The following is a 17,357-nucleotide window of genomic DNA, read 5'->3' on the forward strand; positions in this document are numbered from 1 at the left end:
CAGATGTCGTCAGGTCCGGTGCGAATCCCACGACGCTGCCGAGGACGACGGACCGGTGGGCTGCCACACTCGGAGCACGAGGACGCCGGCCGGCGTCCTTGCCGCCGGCCGTCGGTGTCGGCACGCCGGCGCGAGCAAGGAGACCCGAAATGCCTACCAAGATCACCGTCATCTACGACAACCCCAACGACGCCGCAGCTTTCGAGGCCGGATACGCCGAGGGTCAGGTGGCGCTGGCGAAGGCTCTTCCCGGCCTGGTCTCCTTCGAGAGCTCCAAGGTGTGGCCGAAGGAGGACGGCAGTCCGACCCCGGCCTACCGGATGATCGACCTGTATTTCCCGGCCTACGACACGGCCGGCGCCGCCGTCTCGACGGCGGAGGCCGCAGCACTGTTCCCGAGCATCTTCGGTCTGGCCACCGGCGGTGTGCCTATCCTGTTCTCGGACGTCGAGGAGTCCTGAGCGGCGCCCTCCGATCTGCGGCGTGGTCCGCACGGACCGCCCGGCTGAGAGATACTGCTGTACATGGGGAAGATGACCTTGGACCTGGATGACAGGTCCGCTCGGCTGATCCATGGCACCGATGTCTGGACGGAGATGGCAGACCTGCTGTCCGCCTACAGCGACATCCAGGCTGCCATCACCCACGTCGGGGCCGATGCCGATCAGTTCCTCCCGCTCCGTGGACCGGCCTGCATCGTCGTCAACGCGGGGCCGGAGGCGATGCAGGACGGCTCCACCGATCCCGAGGTCCTGCTGGGGTGGAGCCGGCGAGGCGTCCGGGTCTACTCCCTGCCGAGTCTGCAGGCGACCGTCATCCTGGCCCAGGGGAGTCGTTCCTTCGTCATGGTCGGTTCGGCGATCGCGGCCAGGGCCTCGTTCGGCCGACTCGGGCAGGCGGTCCTGGTCGCCGACGAGCCGGAGACGGTCGAAGAGGTCCGCCTGGCGATCGGCGAGTGGAAGCAGCAGGCCGGCGAGCCACTGACCGACGACTGGCTCCAGGCTGCGGTCGACCGCTACCGGCCCACCCCACCCCGCCCGGCCGACCGCATCGTGGAGCACCTGCCGGACCGACGGTCGGCACGACCGGCGGGACATCGACCCGTCGGGGTCGACCACGCACCCAGCACTTCAGCACAGCCCGCAGCAGCGCTCGAATCTAGAGGGACGGATCCCGCCTTGACCCCAGCCGCAGTGACCGAATCCGGTACCACCGAAAACCCGGTCGGAAGGCCGGCGAGCGCGCCGGACGCCGCCGTGCCGCCCATCCCGCCGACCGCACCGGCGGTCGTGGCACCGGCGGTCGCAGCGGCACCGGAACCGTCGAACGGGGCCGGCGAGGATGACGACGAACTGGGGGAGATCGGGCCCGTCGTCTGGCCCAAGCCGAAATACATCTACCTGGCTCCGTTGAGCCGGGAGGGCCGGGCGTCCGTCTCGGCGCTGGAACGCCTGCGGCACCTGCGGGGCGAACATCGGGTGCGCAGCGAGCACGACGGCTCGCCGGTGCTCGAGGTGGAGATGTTCTGGCGCGACGAACCGGCCAAGACCCCCTCGAAGCCGAGTGTGTCCTACCGCGAGGGCTGGCACGTGGTGCCGATCCAGATGATGGGTACCGTCCGGCCGACGACCACGTCCCAGCTGACGGCTCCCGGCCGGGTTCTGCAGTCCTACACCGACTATTCCGCCCATCCGGCCCGTACGTACTACTACCTGCTGACCCACACGGCCGGCCGATCGATGACGTTCCGGGTGCTGCGGGACATGCTCGCCGGGCTCGGCGAGCGGGCCTCGTTCGACCACGCCTACATGATGCAGCACAAGGTGGATGCCATCCTCGAACTCTGGCCGGAGATCACCTACGCGGACTGACCGTCGATCGGCCTCTGGGGCCGAGGGGTCCACGGGTGCGCGGGACTCGAGGTGTACAGGTGCAGGGCTGCACAGGTGTGTTTCCCGGCGCAGACTGGGCACTCCACAGGTCGACCGACCGGCGGCGCATCGGAGCAGATGGCGAGGCGGAGCAATGGCAGCGCACGGACTGCGGCGCGGTCTGACCGGGATGATCACGGCGATGGCCCTGCTCGCCGGTGCCACGACCACCCTGACCGTGACCGTGGTGACGCCGGCTGCGGCCGAGACGCCTGCTGCGGCCGAGATTGCGGCTGCGACGGCGGCTGCGAGGGCGGCGGCCCCTGGTCCCGTGCCCGTCGACGCCGGGCAGCTGATCACCGTCGACGCCCCCACGTCCAGCTCCACCACCGCGACGCTGACGGGGTGGTCGCGCGGCAGCGATGGCGTCTGGCGGGTGGCGATCGGCCCGGTCAGCGCCCACGTCGGCGCGGAGGGCATCGGCACGGCGTCGGAGGGCAGCGGTCGCACACCGGCCGGTACGTTCGCGCTGACCCAGGCCTTCGGCAGGCTGCCCGACCCTGGAACGCGGTTGCCCTACTTCCAGAGCGGCCCTTCCGACTGGTGGGACGAGAACCCGTCGTCACCCACCTACAACCTGCCCGTGCGCCGGGCGAGCAGCCCCGGCGGCGACAGCGAGAACCTCTACTACTCGGGGAGCGTCTACGACTATGCCGTGAACATGGACTACAACGGGGCCCGCGTGCCCGGCGCCGGGTCGGCCTTCTTCCTCCACGTCACCGACGGTCAGCCGACCGCAGGTTGCGTGTCGGTGCCGGAGGCGACGATGGTATCGATCCTGAAGTGGCTCGATCCGACCAGACATCCGTTCGTCAATACCAGGGTCGGCGCGGCCTGGAAGCCGCCCGTACCGGCCGCGCTGGTCGGCCGGGTCGATGTGGAGGCCGCCATCGGGGGCCGGCAGGCGGTGATCTCCGGATGGGCCCTGAACCTGTCGGACCCCGGGACCGCAGTGCAGATCACGGTGGGCGTCACAGGCCCCGGCGGGATGCAGGACAGCCACGACACCACCAGGTTCGCCCGCCCTGACGTCGTCAGATCCCACCCGGGTGCGCTCCGGACGAGCGGCTTCGATTTGATCGTCACGAGCACGGTGGGGACGAAACTGGTCTGCGTCTACGAGGTGGCGGTTCCCACCGGGCAGACCCGGCTGATGGCGTGCCGACGGGTCACCTTCACGGCGCGGAGCACCCCCCGGGGCATCAGCATCCCATGGTGAGCGGCCCGGTCGGTGCGGTCGCCCGGGTCGCCGGCCCGCGCGGGCGTCAACCGACCTTGGTCCGCTTGCGGGTCATGGTGTCCATCGACATGTCCTCCAGCTCCATGCCTTTGGTCTCGGGAATCTTGGCGAGCACGAAGAAGAACGACAACAGGGCGAACAGCGCATAGATGCCGTAGGTGAATCCGAGCGAGAAGTCCCGCAGCGGCGGGAACGTCACCGTGATGATGAAGTTGAAGATCCAGTTCGCGGCCGTGGCGATGGCCATCGCCATCGCGCGGATCCGGTTCGGGAACATCTCCCCGAGCAGCACCCACATCACCGGGCCCCACGATGCACCGAAGAACACCACGAAAAGGTTGGCGCAGATCAGTGTCGCTACACCCCAGAAGCCGGAGAGTTGGGGCGCCAGGACACCTTTGGAATCGGCCACCAGGGTCGCCTGGGCGAAGCCGATGGACATCACGGCCAGCGAGACGAACATCCCGACGGAGCCGATCAGCAGCAGCCTGCGCCGGCCGATCCGGTCGACCAGCAGGATGGCGATGACGGTCACCACGACGTTCGTGACGGACGTGATCACCGACGCGGTGTAGGAGAAGGAGTCCTTGAAGCCGACCGACTTCCAGAGTGACGTCGAGTAGTAGAAGATCACGTTGATTCCGACCAGTTGCTGGAACGCGGCCAGCAGGATCCCGACCCAGACCAGCGGATGCAGACCGAAACGCCGCCCCCGCAGATCCTTGAACGACGGCTTGTCCTCGCGGGTGACGGACTTGCGGATGTCGACGATCCGCTCGTCGATCTGCTCGGGCGTTTCACCCAGCACGCGACGGAGCACCTTCGCGGCCGCCTCGTCCTTGCCCCTGGCCACCAGGAACCGCGGTGATTCCGGGATGCCGAGCGAGAGCAGCCCGTAGATGATCGAGGGCACCACGCCGACCAGGAACATCCAGCGCCAGGCCTGCAGGCCGAACCAGGTCGTGGCCAGCGCACCGCCGTTGCCGCCGGCCAGCCACGCGTCCGACAGCAGCGCGACGAAGATGCCGAGCACGATGGCCATCTGCTGCAGCGAGGCCAGTCGGCCGCGCAGACCTGCCGGGGCGACCTCGGAGATGTAGGTGGGCCCGATGACCGACGCCACGCCGATGCCGAGACCGCCGATGAAGCGCCAGATCCCGAGTTCGACGACCGAGAACGACAGGCCGGACCCGATCGAGGAGACCAGGAACAGCACGGCCCCGATCAGCATCACTCGCGGGCGTCCCCAACGGTCGGCCAGCATCCCCGCGTACCAGGCGCCGACGGCCGAGCCGATCAGTGCGACCGCCACCACGAAGCCGGTGACCCCCGAGCCGAGCGAGAAGTGGCTCTTGATCGAGTCGACCGCGCCGTTGATGACAGAGGTGTCGAATCCGAAGAGAAATCCGCCGACTGCGGCGGCCACGGAGATCGCCGTCGCCCTCGCCGGGTGCCGCTCGCCGTGATCGGAGTAGCGCGTATCCCGCGCCGGCATCCTGTCCACCATGTCAGACCTGGCCTTTCTTCACCGGGGAATCGTCGCGAGAAGACGACACCCGATCCGTACCCCGTCCCCGGCCCGGGTAATCGTCGGCGCCGTCGATGCTGCGCACCTCGTGCCGGGCTTCCCCGTCCGGTGTGTGGTCCCTACGATGGCAGGCATGGGTAAGCGTCCTATCGAGGTCCCCGACCTCATCGGCCTGACGTTCGCCGACGCCCGTTTGATCGGTGAGAGCGCCGGTCTCGTGGTCGTCGGTCACGCTCCGGACGGCAGTGCGGTGGACCAGGACTCGGAGGGCATCGTCGTCGAGCAGACGCCGGCGGCACCGGCCGTGGCCGTCCGCGGGGACGTGCTCGACCTCCGGGTCGGACGGGGCGATGGCCGCGCCAAGGATCCGGAACCGCGCCGGCCGCCTCCCCTGCTCAGTACCGATCTGGCTGACCTGGGCGACCCGGACGGCGACCTGGAACTGGTTCCCGCCTGACCGTCTGCCGATGCCCGTCAGAGGCGGGGCATGATGTTCGTGGGTCGACGACGACCCGACGACCCACAAGGAGCGCACCGATGACCCAGCCAGCAGCAGGTCCTGTCCACGTGGTCGCCGTGATCACCGGAAAGCCCGGAACCGGCGACGTGCTCGAGCCCATGCTCATCGCCCTGGCCGAGGGAACCCACACGGAGCCGGACTGTCTTCTCTACGGCCTGCAGCGCGGGTTGGAGAACCCCGATCAGTTCACCACCGTCGAGAAGTGGACCTCGACCGACGCACTGGCCGCACATCTGAGCACCCCGCACGTGCAGACGGCTCTCGGATCGGCCGGTGAGTACCTGGCCGAGCCTCCACTGATCATCCCGAGCCTGCCGGTCGCGGCCGGCGATGCGAGCAAGAGCGCCTACTGATCTGCGCTCCGCCACGTGCGGCGATGTTGCCGCCCGCCCGACTGGTGGCCGGGGCCGGTTAACGGCCGGACCAGTCGTTTGTCGGTCGTTTGTCGGTCGTTGGTCGGTCGGTGATGGCGGACGTGCAGTGTGGCGGTGTACAAATACGTCATGTCCTGCCTCCCCGTCCTCGAGCCGTTCTGGCCCGGCCGACGTGGCGACGCGTTCGATGGCTGGTGTCCGCAGGGCTGATCGTCATGCCCTCTGGTCCACTGCGGCAGCCTGCCCCGACCTCTGCGGTGACGACGGCCCCCTTCCCTGCTCCCGACGGCCGTCCTCCCCTCCTGCAAAGGTCCACGAACATCATGTCTGCCACCGACGAATACCTGACGAACAACCGCGCCTACGCCGCCACCTTCACCGGCCCGCTCCCATTGCCGCCGTCCAAGCACGTCGCCGTCCTGGCCTGCATGGACGCCCGCCTCGACGTCTATCGGCTCCTCGGTCTCGGGGACGGCGAATCGCACGTGATCCGCAACGCGGGCGGAGTGGTCACCGATGACGAGATCCGCTCGCTGGCCATCAGCCAACGTCTGCTCGGTACCAGGGAGATCATCCTGATCCACCACACCGACTGCGGCATGCTGACTTTCACCGATGATGCGTTCAAGGCCGGGATCGCCGAGGAGGTCGGCGTGAAGCCCCCTTGGTCACCGGAGTCGTTCACCGACCTGGGCGCCGACGTCCGGCAGTCCATCGCCCGGATCAGGAACAGCCCCTACATCCCGTACACCGATCAGGTCCGTGGATTCGTCTTCGACGTCGCCACCGGCCTGCTCGACGAGGTCGTCTGACCTTTCCTCCCACGGGCCGACCTGTCCGGTTGGAATGGCCCCGTCGGAAAGTCCCGTTGGACCCCGTTGAAATAGCCCCGTCGCTCCTACCGTTGAGGTCATCGTGCCCAGTAAATTGCTCACCTTCCCCAACCCGGTCAACGAGTACGCCGCGAGGTCCGTGGCCGGCATGGTGGTGTTGCTGACGGCGGCCACCCTGGTGTTCCGCACGGAGTGGCTCCTCTGGCCACTGGCGGTCGGATTCCTGCTCAGAGTTGCCGCCGGGCCACGATTCTCACCCTTCGGGCAGCTGGCGACCAGATGGGTCGCGCCTAGAGCGTGTCTGCTAATCAATCGGCGCCTCGACGTTGATGATCTTCCTATGGCGCGTACAGGAGTGATCTCGGACGAGTTCTGGGCGGTGGTCGAGCCGTTGATGCCGGCCTACGGTGGTCGGCGTGGCCGTCCGTGGAACGATCACCGCGAGATGCTCGAGGCGATCTGCTGGCGCTACCGGACGGGCTCGCCGTGGCGGGATCTGCCGACCGAGCTGGGTCGTTGGCAGACGGTGTGGGCACGGCATTTCCGCTGGTCAACCGACGGTACCTATGACCGGATCTTGGTGGCCGCGAAACGGGCTGGGTTTGTCCAGGACGTTGAGGGTGACGCCGTCATCGAGTTGCTGTCGGTGGATTCCACGGTGGTGCGCGCGCACTAGCACGCGGCCGGGGCTCGCAAGAGCGTCACCTCGGAGGTCGTTTCGACGGTCGAGCAGGACACAGGGGGCACCATCGAATGACAAGAATTTTCCGGTCGAACCCGCTGACCACGCGTTGGGCCGATCCCGGGGCGGTCTGTCGACGAAGATCCATTCCTTGACCGATCAGCGGGCCTGCCCTGTGACGGTGATCCTGACGCCCGGCCAGGCCGGCGACAATCCCCAGTTGGTGCCGTTGTTGGATCTGCACCGCCGGCAGCAGCGGGGCGTTCGGGCCCGCCGGTTCCGGGTACTGGCCGATCGCGCGTATTCGCATCCCTCCACTCGGAAGGAGTTGCGGCGCAGACGTATCGGCAACACCATTCCGCAGCGCAGTGACCAGCAGGCCCATCGTCAGGCGAAGGGTTCACGCGGTGGCCGCCCACCAGGATTTGAAGCCGAGGAGTACAAACGCCGCAACGCCGTCGAACGCGGATACGCCCGTCTGAAACAGTGGCGCGGCATCGCCACCCGCTATGACAAACACGCCCTGACATTCCTTGGCGGTGTCCATCTGGCCGCCAGCGTGCTGCACCTCCGCTGAATTACCAGACACGCTCTAGGCTCGGCCCGGCGAAACTGGTTCCCGGTCCGCCGAAGCGGTTCGCGCAGGCCATCGGGGCGACCCTGAGCGTCGCCGCGCTGATCACCTTCTACGCAGGTGCTCCGGTGGTGGCCTGGGTCCTCGTCGGCCTGATCACCGCGGCAGCCCTGCTGGAGTCGGCGCTGGGGATCTGTCTGGGCTGCACGGTCTTCGGCCGTCTGCAGGCGATGGGCGTCATTCCCGCGTCGGTCTGCGAAGCCTGCAATGACGTCCGACTCCGTCACAAGGTCGCCGCCACCACCTGACCCCCTGCGGATTCCGGTCTGCCCGCCAGACCGCCGCCCGCCACACCGCCGCCCGCCGCCCTGGGCGCATACCGCCGCCCGCCGACCCTGGGCGCATACCGTTCTCCCCGCCACCCACGGAAATGCCCTCCCGGGTCGATCATTCGGCCCGGGAGGGCATTCCCGTATGCGCCCAGAGAACCGCGCCCTGATTCAGCGATGGATGGCACAAGAACGGCTACACCGTAATCGATGTCGAGGTGAATCGCTTCACGGGGAATCAGGATCGGACACTATCCGGTACGGGTTGACCGGGGCCGCCGATGTGGGTTACGTTCCTCCGGTAGGTCATGAGTTCCAGCGTGAAGCTCCGGCTCGCTGGACGGCAACCCTCCTCACGTGGCGGGGTGCTCCGGATGACGACCTGGCGTTGCTCGTAGGAGAACAACGCAAGCGCGTGGTTGCCGGACGGCAGTCATTTCCTGGAGATGGAAGTTCACCGTGATCGCTCGACAGCTCTCTGCTGTGGCTCCGGTTCTGGGTGTGTCCCTGCTCGGCGTGTGTCGTCGCCACGTCGATCTGCAGCGGGTATCCAGCGCACTCTGTTGCGTCACCTCCTGATCGAATCCGACCGGATGCATCCCTGACCAGCGGTCACGGTGTGCTGCCGCTCTTCCCCTCTACCTCGAGGTCGCCCACCGGGCGTTCCGGAGGTCTCTTCTGCATCCCCACATTCTGGAGTCTTCCGTGCCAGCAACTATCGATCGGGCCGGCGTGCCCGAGCAGGAAACCGCGGTCCGGGTCGCGGCCCGCGTGTCTGCACTGTCGACCGCGGCGCCGTTCGCCCGTCCGGCCCGTCAACCGGGTGGGCCCGCGCCCATTCTGCTGGTCAGCGGTGCACCGGCCCCCGAATCCCTGCCACTGGCGGACTTCCGCCGGGCAGCAGATCACATCTTCGCGGATCGGCCCGGGGGCGAGGCGGCTCTTGACTACGGCCCCCACGCCGGACTCCCCGGGCTGCGGGAGTGGATCGGACGTCGGGAGGATGCGGATCCCGCCCAGGTTCTGGTGACCAACGGTGCACTGCATGGGATCTCGCTGATCTTCAGTACCCTGTTGGATCACGGAGATGTGGTCGTGCTGGACGATCCGGTGTTCCCCGACACCGTCCGGATCGCCGAGCAGTACGGCGCCACCATACTGCCGGTCGCCGTCGGGAGCGACGGCATCGACGTGCAGGCGATCGCCGACCACCTCCGCGCCGGAGTACGGATCAAGGTCGTCTACACGGTGCCGGATTTCCACAACCCCAGCGGTGGGGTGCTTCCCGCCTCCGACCGCCTCTGGCTGGTCGATCTGGCGGAGCGCTACGGCTTCGTGATCGTGTCCGACAACCCCTACCGTGACACCACTTTCGGTGGTGGCTACGTCGACGATTTCGCGGTTGGGTCGAGTCACGTGGTCCGCGTGGGGACTTTCACCAAAACCCTCGGGGCCGGGTGGCGCCTCGGGTGGCTGATCGCTCCGCCATGGTTGGTGCCACATCTGGAGAACGTCCGCCGCCGCATCGATTTCCACTCGGGCACGGTCGGCCAGAGCATCGTCCTGGAACTGCTCGGCGAACCCGGCTGGTTCGACCGACTGCTCGTCCGCAACCGATCGATCCACCGGGAGAAGGCGGCGGTCTTCTCGAAAGCTCTGGCCGCACACACCTCTGGGGATCTGGAATTCACCGCACCCGACGGTGGGTTCTTCGTCTGGGCCACGCTGACCTCGCCGGAGCGCACGGCGGCGCCGCTCGTCTCGGCGGCAGCGGCGCGTGGCCTGTTGCTGACCTCCGGACGTCATTTCGCGGCCGACGGCGGTCGCCAATGGAACCGGCATCTCCGGTTCGCCTTTTCCGCGCCGACCGTGGACCAGCTACCCGTTGCAGCACAACGACTTGCGGCTGCTCTCGACGACACCCGCTGACCTCCCCCTTTGGCATGGATCAAAGACGCAGGCATGGCTCAACATGACGAGTTCTGTCACTCGAGTCCCAAATCGCGCAAGTTGATCCATGCAGACCCCGAAAGGCAAGACTGATGAACACTTTTCCACCGCAACATCCTGCTCGACCGCACCGACCTGCCCGGCGGCAGCGACTGGGCCTGACGGTCGGCGCACTACTGGTCGCCCTGCTTGCCGGCGCGTGCAGCAGTGCCGCAGCATCGGTCACCGGGAGCTCAGCGAGCTCGGCCGGCTCGACCCGCTCCGCCGCACCGGCGAGCGGCGCCGCCGGGTCGGCCGCCGCCAATCGGTCCGGGCTCGACCTGACCGGCGTGACGCTGCGGATCGGGGACACCGGATATGCGCTGCAGCAACTGATCCTGCAGAAGGCCGGATTGGACAACACGCCCTACAAGATCACCGACAGTGTCTTCCAGGGCGGCAATCTCCAGCTCGAGGCGCTCGGGGCCGGTGCGATCGACCTGGCCAACGCCAGTGAGATCCCACCGATCTTCGCGGCCCGGAGCGGGGGAGTGGGCAGCCTCGTCACGATCGCCGTCCGGCAGGGGACGACCCTCCTGCAGGAGGTGGTGGTGCCGGCCGGCAGCGCGATCACGACGGTGGCCGACCTCCGGGGCAAGAAGGTGGCCTACGTGCAGAACACCACCGCCCACCTCTTCCTCTTCGAGAGCTTGAAGAAGGCGGGTCTGAACTGGGCGGACATCGCGCCGGTCGCCCTGTCGACCAGTGACGGTCTGGCGGCTCTGCTGTCCGGCCAGGTCGACGCGCTCGCCTCCTACGGCAATGCGATCATCACCGCCCACGCGAAGGGCGCGACCACGCTGGTCGACGCACGGGGTCTGCTGTCGGGCAACTACCCGTTCCTGGTCCTGCCCAAGACGCTCGCGGACCCGAAACTCGAGGCCGCGATCGTGGACTTCTTCTCCCGTGAGCAGCGCGCCTACAACTGGGCCAGGGCTCACCCCGACGAATGGGCAGCGGTGGTGGCGTCGCAGACGAAGCAGCCCGTGGCGCAGGCCAAGCAGACCTTCGTCGACGGGGAGAAGCAGCGGCCGAGCCGGTTCGTCACCGTGACCGACGCCGAGATCGCCTCGCAGCAGTCAGTTCTGGACACCTTCGTGGCTGCGGGCATCGTGAAGAAGTCGTTCGACATCAAGCCCTTCTGGACGACGTCGCTCAATCCCGACCTGACCAGGATCGAGAGTGAGTACGTTGTCGGCTGACGTGAGTGACGTGACGGAGCTGCCCGAAGTGCGCGGCACCCAGCGCCGCAGTGTCGCCGACCACACGGAGGCCTTCGTCCGGACGGTTCCCACGGTGCTGGTACGGGCCAGGGGCAATTCGACGAGACGTCGCCGCCGCATCCCGCGCATCGTCAGCAAGGCGATCAGTCCGGTGGCGCTGGTCGGTCTGTGGCAGGTCGCCAGTTCGCAGGGATGGCTGTCGGACAACACGCTGGCGTCGCCGGCGCGGGTGCTCTCGAAAGCGAAGGAACTGCTGGGCACCGGCGAGTTGCAGTCGGCCATCTCGGCGTCGGCCACCCGGGTGGGATTCGGTCTGCTGTTCGGACTGTCGGCGGCGCTCGTCCTGGCCGTGGTGTCCGGGCTCTTCCGCTGGGGCGAGGACCTGGTCGACGCGCCGATCCAGATGTTGCGAACCATTCCCGTGGTCGGGCTGATCCCGTTGCTGATCATCTGGTTCGGGATCGGCGAGGAACCCAAGATCGTCCTGATCGCGCTGGGGGTCTTCTTCCCGCTGTACCTCAATCTGTTCGCCGGCATCCGAGGTACCGATCCGACCCTGGTGGAGGCCGGCCGCACGGTCGGCCTGAACCGGTGGGCCCAGGTCCGCCACGTCATCCTGCCGTCTGCTCTACCCAGTGCGCTGGTCGGGCTGCGCTATTCGATCGGTGTCTCGTGGCTCATCCTGGTCTTCGCCGAAACCATCAACGCCACATCGGGTATCGGTTTCCTGATCAACCAGGCACGCGACTTCTACGAGACCGACACCATCTTGCTCTGCCTGGTGCTCTACGCGCTGCTCGGGCTCGTCGCCGACGTGCTGGTCCGTGGACTCGGAAAGGTGGTGCTGTCATGGCGGCCGACGTTCGCGACGAGTTGAGACCGTCCGCCGCCGGGCGGAGCGCGGTGCGGGTACGGGGACTGTCCAAATCCTTCGGTGACCGTTCGATCATCGAGAACCTCGACCTGGACATCGCTCCCGGCGAGTTCGTGGTGCTGCTCGGGGCCAGTGGCTGCGGCAAGAGCACTCTGCTGCGGGTGCTGGCCGACCTGGACCGCGAGGTGTCGGGGGTCATCGAGGTGGCGGCGCAGCGTGCCGTCGCCTTCCAGTCACCGCGGTTGCCGTGGAAGAGGGTGTGGCGCAACATCGTTCTCGGGCTGCCGGGCCGTCCGAGCCGGAGTAGGGCTGATGCGGCCCTCGCCGAGGTGGGACTGGGCCACCGGGCGGACGTGTGGCCCAGGGTGCTGTCCGGCGGCGAAGCCCAGCGGGTGTCCCTGGCCAGGGCTCTGGTCAGGGAACCCGACCTACTGCTCCTGGACGAGCCCTTCTCGGCACTCGATGCCCTGACGCGGTTGACCGCTCAGTCCTTGGTGGCGGACCTCTGGGCGCTGCACCGGTGTGCGGTGCTGCTGGTCACCCACGACGTCGAGGAAGCGCTGCTGCTGGCCGACCGGGTCCTGGTGATGGATCGCGGGGTCATCGCACACGAGGTCAGGGTCGAGTTGCCAAGACCCCGCGATATCGTTGACCCCGGGCTGGTGTCGATGCGCGGCGAACTTCTGGAGCGACTCGGTGTCATCGACCACTGAGAGCGAGCACCGCGAAACCACCGACCATCTCGACAACTCGGTCGCGGCGACGAACCGTCGGTGGGCGTTCCTGACCCAGTTGCGCACGTCGCTGCCACGGGACCGGCTGGCCACCTCGCTCGAGGACCGGGAACGGGCCTGCACGGACCGGTCGGGTATCCGCCTGCCCGGAATGCCGATGGCGATCGCCTTCCCGCAATCGGTCCAGGAGGTCCAGATCCTGCTGCGGGCGGCCACGGCGCACTCGATCACGGTGATACCCCGGGGGAGCGGCACCGGATTGTCCGGCGGCGCGGTCGCCGCCGACGATTCGCTGGTGGTCTCGACAGAACGCCTGACCCGCATCCTGGAGATCCTCCCGGATGACGAGATCGCAGTCGTGGAAGCAGGTGTCATCACGGCCGACCTGGACCGGACGGCGGAGCAGCACGGCCTGACGTACGCGCCGGATCCGGCCAGCCACGAGATCTCCAGCATCGGCGGCAACATAGCGACCAACGCGGGCGGGCTGCACTGCACCAAGTACGGTGTCACGCGTGACTCGGTGCTCGGCCTGACCGTGGTGCTGGCCGACGGGACGCTGCTGCGAACTGGCCGACGCACCATCAAGGGCGTCACCGGGTTCGACCTGACCTCGCTGTTCGTCGGGTCCGAGGGTGCCCTCGGGATCGTCGTCGAGGCTGTCCTGCGTCTTCGGCCACGCCCGGTGCGGACCGCCACCCTCACCGCCTTCTTCCCGTCCGCGGAGGGCGCAGCGCAAGGGGTGTTGGCGGTCGTGCGGTCCCGGGTGCAGGCGAGCGTGCTCGAGTTCTTGGACTCGGGGGCGCTGCAAGCCATCGATCGTGCGCAGCAAACGGATCTGGCGGCCCGGGGAAACGCGCTCCTGATTGCCCAGACGGACGGCTAGGGCGCCGATCTCGAGGCCGAAGAACTGGCCGACGCCCTGACGACGGTCGGCGCGACGGTGGAGCGGCTCGACGAACTGCAGGCGGCCAGATATCTCTGGCTGCGGCGGTCGGGACGGGGCCCGATCATCGACAGCTGGCTGGTCGGCGAGGATGTCGCCGTACCGAGATCGGCGCTTGCGCAGATGATCACCATCATCGGCGAGATCGGCACCGACCACTGCTTGGAGGTGGAGGTCGTCGCGCACGCCGGCGACGGCAATCTGCATCCGGTCCTGTCGGTCCACCGGTCCGAGGCCGACGGCGGTGTCGCTCCCGAGCGCCTGCACCGAGCGGCGGACGAGTTGGTTAGGGCAGCACTGGCTCTCGGCGGCACCATCAGCGGGGAGCACGGGATCGGCATCGCCAAACGGAAATGGCTGGCCCAGGAATTGGGACCGAGGAGCCTGGAACTCCAGCGCAGCATGGCCAGGGTCTTCGATCCGGCCGGGATCCTGGTGCCGCAGAGCTGGCTGGCGCCGGTCTCGACGGCGGCGGATGCGCCGCCGAACTCGGGCGGGCCGGGATCGCCGGCACGGTAGTGCAGCTCGCGATGAACCATCACCCGCGCGCGCCCGCGCGGCTCGCCGACCTGGCTGCGGCGGGGGTACGTGCGGAGCCGTTCCCTACTGAACCGGGATCAGATTCCAGCGTCGGAACAACTCTTCCGCCCGATCGAGCCCGGGGATGACGAGATCTGCGCCGAGGTCGGCCATCGACTCCATCGAATGCCGACCGGTGGCCACCAGTGCGCAGTGCACGCCGATAGCCCTGGCGCACAGCAGGTCCCGGGGAGTGTCGCCGACGATCCAGCACTGGTCCGGCCCGTCCGCCCACCGATGCGCGACGACCCGGTCCAGTGCGAGCTGCGCCACCGCGGCGCGGCTCTGGGCATGGTCGCCGAACCCGCCCAGATCCGGTTCGATCGGGGGGACGAGCCCGGCCGACTCGAGTTTGAGCCGCCCGACGCTCTCGATGTTCCCGGTGACCACGGTCTGCCGGACACCGGCCGCCTCCAGCCGGGCCAGTACCGCCGCGGCGCCGGGCAGCGGGCGCAGGTTGGCCCGGAAATCGTCGATCCGGCTCATCACGATCTCGTGCAGCCGGGCGAGGACCTGCGGAACCAGTGCCGGGTCGCTGTCGATCGAGGTCAACAGCGTCGACGCGATTTCGGCATCGATCCGTCCGCCGAGGTCCAGATTGCGCCCGTCCGGACGCCGCCCGGCCACGTCCTGGATCGCATCGAGGAAGGCCCGGCTCGAGATCCCGCCGGTGGTCGAGAGAGTCCCGTCGATGTCCCAGAGCACCACCGTCACCGGCAGTCGTTCGGGTTCGCACGTGGTCGGGGCGGGATCGGGCACAGCAGGTCCTCTCGAGCAGGTGTCACCTGCCTACCGCAGATGTGACAACAGAACAACACATCAGATCGGGCCGCGGCGCAGCAGCCCTCAGCAGTTGCGCAGGAACCGGTCCAGCACTCGCGTGCCGAACTCCAGCGCGTCGACCGGTACCCGCTCGTCGATGCCGTGGAACAACGCCGAGAAGTTGAGGTCGGCGGGCAACTTCAAGGGCGCGAAGCCGAAATGCCGGATGCCGAGTTCGGCGAAGGACTTCGCGTCGGTCCCGGCGGAGAGCATGTACGGCAACACCATCGCTCCCGGATCCTCGGCCACCAGCGCGGCGGTCATCGCGTCCACGAGCGCACCGTCGAACGTCGTGGCCACCGGGGGGAGATCGTCCCACTCACGTTCGATGTCCGGCCCCAGGATGTCGGCCAGCTCGTCGTAGAACAGGCCCTCACGTCCGGGCAGGATCCGGCAGTCCACCGTTGCCTCGGCCAGGGACGGCACCACATTGCCCTTGTAGCCGGCGTGAAAGGTGGTCACGGTGGCGGTGTCCCGCAGGGTGGCCCCGACGATGCGGGACAGATTGCCGAGTCTGGCCACCGCCGCATCCAGATCGTCCTCTGGGAAGTCCATCCCGGTCAGGTCCGTGACACCGGCCAGGAACTCCTGCAGCGCCGGCGTGATGATCTGCGGGAACCGGTGGTCCTGCAGGCGCGTGATCCCGGCGGCGAGCTTGGCCACCGCATTGTCGGTGTTCAGCATGGAGGCGTGACCCGGTGTGCCGCGGGTCTTCAGCCGCATCCAGGTGACGCCCTTCTCGGCCGTCTCGATCAGGTAGGCGCGCACCGGGTCACCGGAGACGCCGGTGAAGGTCTCGGAGAATCCGCCGACCTCACCGATGGCTTCTGTGACCCCTTCGAACAGGTCGGGACGGTGGCGCACCAGCCATTTCGCGCCGAAGAACCCACCCGATTCCTCGTCGGCCAGGAAGGCGAACACCAGATCGCGCGGTGGCAGCACGCCGTCGGTGGCGAACTGGCGCAACACCGCGAGGGACATGGCGATTATGTCCTTCATGTCGACGGCTCCGCGACCCCAGAGATAGCCGTCCTTCACCTCACCGGAGAGCGGGTGCACCGACCACTGCGCAGGCTCGGCGGGGACGACGTCCAGGTGTCCGTGGATGAGCAGCGCGCCGCGGGTGGGGTCCGCGCCGGCCAGCCGGACGATGACGTTGCCGCGCCCCGGCGCGCCGGACTCCACGTAGACGGGATCCAGACCCACCTCGGACAGTTTCTCGGCCACCCATTCCGCCGCGGCCCGCTCGGTGATGCTGGAACCCGCGTCACCGGTGTTGGTGCTGTCGATCCGGATCAGCTGGTGGGCCAGCTCCAGGACCTCGCGCTGCGCGGCCGATGGCGGAGCGGCCGGTGGCGGGGCTGCTGGCGTGCTTGCCTCTGACGTCCGGGCGTCCGACCTGGGCGCCGGCGTCACTGGATCGGCACCGTCACGCTCAGGAAGTCGGTGATCCGGCGGAGCCGGAACCCGATCGACTCGTACAGGCGGATGGCAGCGGTATTACCCGCCGCGGCGTGGAGGAAGACCTGGTCGCCCTCCGCGGAGACGTCTGCCGCCACCGCCCTCACCAGGCGTGTGCCCAGGCCCTGTCCCCGGTAGCCGGGATCGGTGCAGACCGCGCTGATCTCGACCCATCCCCGCGGGTGCATCCGCCGCCCGGCCATCGCGACCAGGGCGCTGTTGCGGCGGATGCCGAGGTAGCCGCCGAGTTCGACGGTGCGGGAGCGGAACGGGCCCGGCCGGGTGCGTCGGATCAGGTCGAGAATCTCCGGCGCATCCGTCAGGGACAGCGGTTCCGCTTCCGGATCGGGCGCCTTCTCCAGCCCGACGTCGACGAGCTGGACGCCGCCGCCGACGGAGGAGTACGCCCAGCCGGGTGGGGGTCGCACGTCGTCACCGGCGACCGCGAAGGTCCCGCCCTCACCGACCAGCTGGGCGACGTCGATCCACGCCTGCGGGTCCCGGTGATCCTCCAGCGCGACGAACGGACCGATCTCCGGTCGGTATCTGGCCGCCCGGCCGATCCGTTCGGCGAACCGGGCCTGCGGCCCGGTCAGCGCAGCCCACGCCACGTTGTCCAGGACCGGGTCCCCGATCGTGAGGTCCTGCCGAGCTGCGAGCGCGGCCAGCGGCGGGAGATCCCGCTGCTGATCGACACCCCGCTGATCGACACCCTGCT

General features: G+C 68.3%; 16 protein-coding genes, 3 pseudogenes and 1 riboswitch. Of the genes and pseudogenes, 15 read left to right on the plus strand and 4 right to left on the minus strand.

The features are described 5' to 3' along the window. The first annotated feature begins 149 nt into the window (after positions 1 to 149). From H7F38_RS08580 to H7F38_RS08590, 3 genes are all read left to right on the plus strand, one after another. Positions 150 to 461: an EthD family reductase gene (locus tag H7F38_RS08580; protein WP_187093710.1), complete on the plus strand. Its 312-nt coding sequence runs from the start codon at positions 150 to 152 to the stop codon at positions 459 to 461. Between the two features lie 63 nt (positions 462 to 524). Next, the gene (locus H7F38_RS08585; protein WP_187093711.1) at positions 525 to 1,871 is read left to right on the plus strand and encodes a hypothetical protein; all 1,347 of its coding nucleotides are present in this window, start codon (positions 525 to 527) and stop codon (positions 1,869 to 1,871) included. A 154-nt stretch (positions 1,872 to 2,025) separates the two neighbouring features. Then, a complete protein-coding gene (locus H7F38_RS08590; RefSeq protein WP_222618548.1) occupies positions 2,026 to 3,150 on the plus strand; it encodes a L,D-transpeptidase in 1,125 nt (374 codons plus the stop codon). Between the two features lie 46 nt (positions 3,151 to 3,196). Here H7F38_RS08590 and H7F38_RS08595 read toward each other — a convergent pair whose 3' ends face one another. Further along, the gene (locus H7F38_RS08595) at positions 3,197 to 4,666 is read right to left on the minus strand and encodes a sugar porter family MFS transporter (protein ID WP_187093712.1); all 1,470 of its coding nucleotides are present in this window, start codon (positions 4,664 to 4,666) and stop codon (positions 3,197 to 3,199) included. A 166-nt stretch (positions 4,667 to 4,832) separates the two neighbouring features. Between H7F38_RS08595 and H7F38_RS08600 the strand changes: the two genes are divergently transcribed. The 12 genes and pseudogenes from H7F38_RS08600 (at position 4,833) to H7F38_RS25940 (ending at position 14,296) form a co-directional block, all read left to right on the plus strand. After that, the gene (locus H7F38_RS08600) at positions 4,833 to 5,156 is read left to right on the plus strand and encodes a PASTA domain-containing protein (protein WP_187093713.1); all 324 of its coding nucleotides are present in this window, start codon (positions 4,833 to 4,835) and stop codon (positions 5,154 to 5,156) included. A gap of 80 nt (positions 5,157 to 5,236) precedes the next feature. Beyond that, the gene (locus H7F38_RS08605; RefSeq protein WP_187093714.1) at positions 5,237 to 5,572 is read left to right on the plus strand and encodes a putative quinol monooxygenase; all 336 of its coding nucleotides are present in this window, start codon (positions 5,237 to 5,239) and stop codon (positions 5,570 to 5,572) included. 344 nt (positions 5,573 to 5,916) lie between these two features. Beyond that, the gene (locus H7F38_RS08610; RefSeq protein ID WP_187093715.1) at positions 5,917 to 6,405 is read left to right on the plus strand and encodes a carbonic anhydrase; all 489 of its coding nucleotides are present in this window, start codon (positions 5,917 to 5,919) and stop codon (positions 6,403 to 6,405) included. A 169-nt stretch (positions 6,406 to 6,574) separates the two neighbouring features. Continuing rightward, positions 6,575 to 6,661: pseudogene (locus H7F38_RS26575) on the plus strand (DUF4395 domain-containing protein); the annotation flags it as partial. Positions 6,662 to 6,766: 105 nt separating this feature from the next. Next, a pseudogene (locus H7F38_RS08620) lies at positions 6,767 to 7,685 on the plus strand (IS5 family transposase). Between the two features lie 71 nt (positions 7,686 to 7,756). After that, complete coding sequence (locus H7F38_RS08625) at positions 7,757 to 7,990, plus strand: DUF4395 family protein (RefSeq protein WP_370531344.1); 234 nt, start codon at positions 7,757 to 7,759, stop codon at positions 7,988 to 7,990. 325 nt (positions 7,991 to 8,315) lie between these two features. Then, positions 8,316 to 8,431: riboswitch (SAM riboswitch) on the plus strand. A gap of 96 nt (positions 8,432 to 8,527) precedes the next feature. After that, entirely contained in the window at positions 8,528 to 8,590 is a 63-nt protein-coding gene (locus tag H7F38_RS26580; RefSeq protein WP_370531345.1) for a putative leader peptide, read from the plus strand. Positions 8,591 to 8,716: 126 nt separating this feature from the next. Continuing rightward, positions 8,717 to 9,940 carry a PLP-dependent aminotransferase family protein gene (locus H7F38_RS08630; RefSeq protein ID WP_187093716.1) on the plus strand — a complete coding sequence of 408 codons (1,224 nt, stop codon included), beginning with the start codon at positions 8,717 to 8,719 and terminating at the stop codon, positions 9,938 to 9,940. 113 nt (positions 9,941 to 10,053) lie between these two features. Next, positions 10,054 to 11,202: an ABC transporter substrate-binding protein gene (locus H7F38_RS08635; RefSeq protein WP_187093717.1), complete on the plus strand. Its 1,149-nt coding sequence runs from the start codon at positions 10,054 to 10,056 to the stop codon at positions 11,200 to 11,202. 94 nt (positions 11,203 to 11,296) lie between these two features. Next, positions 11,297 to 12,100: an ABC transporter permease gene (locus H7F38_RS08640; RefSeq protein WP_370531346.1), complete on the plus strand. Its 804-nt coding sequence runs from the start codon at positions 11,297 to 11,299 to the stop codon at positions 12,098 to 12,100. Then, a complete protein-coding gene (locus H7F38_RS08645) occupies positions 12,073 to 12,810 on the plus strand; it encodes an ABC transporter ATP-binding protein (protein WP_187093718.1) in 738 nt (245 codons plus the stop codon). Before H7F38_RS08640 ends, H7F38_RS08645 begins: the two co-directional genes overlap by 28 nt. A gap of 178 nt (positions 12,811 to 12,988) precedes the next feature. Then, positions 12,989 to 14,296 (plus strand): annotated as a pseudogene (locus tag H7F38_RS25940) (FAD-binding oxidoreductase). A gap of 84 nt (positions 14,297 to 14,380) precedes the next feature. Here H7F38_RS25940 and H7F38_RS08655 read toward each other — a convergent pair. The 3 genes from H7F38_RS08655 to H7F38_RS08665 form a co-directional block, all read right to left on the minus strand. Continuing rightward, the gene (locus H7F38_RS08655; protein WP_187093719.1) at positions 14,381 to 15,115 is read right to left on the minus strand and encodes an HAD family hydrolase; all 735 of its coding nucleotides are present in this window, start codon (positions 15,113 to 15,115) and stop codon (positions 14,381 to 14,383) included. Positions 15,116 to 15,202: 87 nt separating this feature from the next. Beyond that, a complete protein-coding gene (locus H7F38_RS08660) occupies positions 15,203 to 16,495 on the minus strand; it encodes a M20/M25/M40 family metallo-hydrolase (RefSeq protein WP_370531347.1) in 1,293 nt (430 codons plus the stop codon). A gap of 95 nt (positions 16,496 to 16,590) precedes the next feature. Then, positions 16,591 to 17,307 carry a GNAT family N-acetyltransferase gene (locus H7F38_RS08665; protein WP_222618661.1) on the minus strand — a complete coding sequence of 239 codons (717 nt, stop codon included), beginning with the start codon at positions 17,305 to 17,307 and terminating at the stop codon, positions 16,591 to 16,593. Positions 17,308 to 17,357 lie beyond the last annotated feature (50 nt).

Origin of the sequence: Nakamurella sp. PAMC28650 (assembly GCF_014303395.1) — a bacterium.
In the GTDB taxonomy this organism is placed as follows: domain Bacteria; phylum Actinomycetota; class Actinomycetes; order Mycobacteriales; family Nakamurellaceae; genus Nakamurella.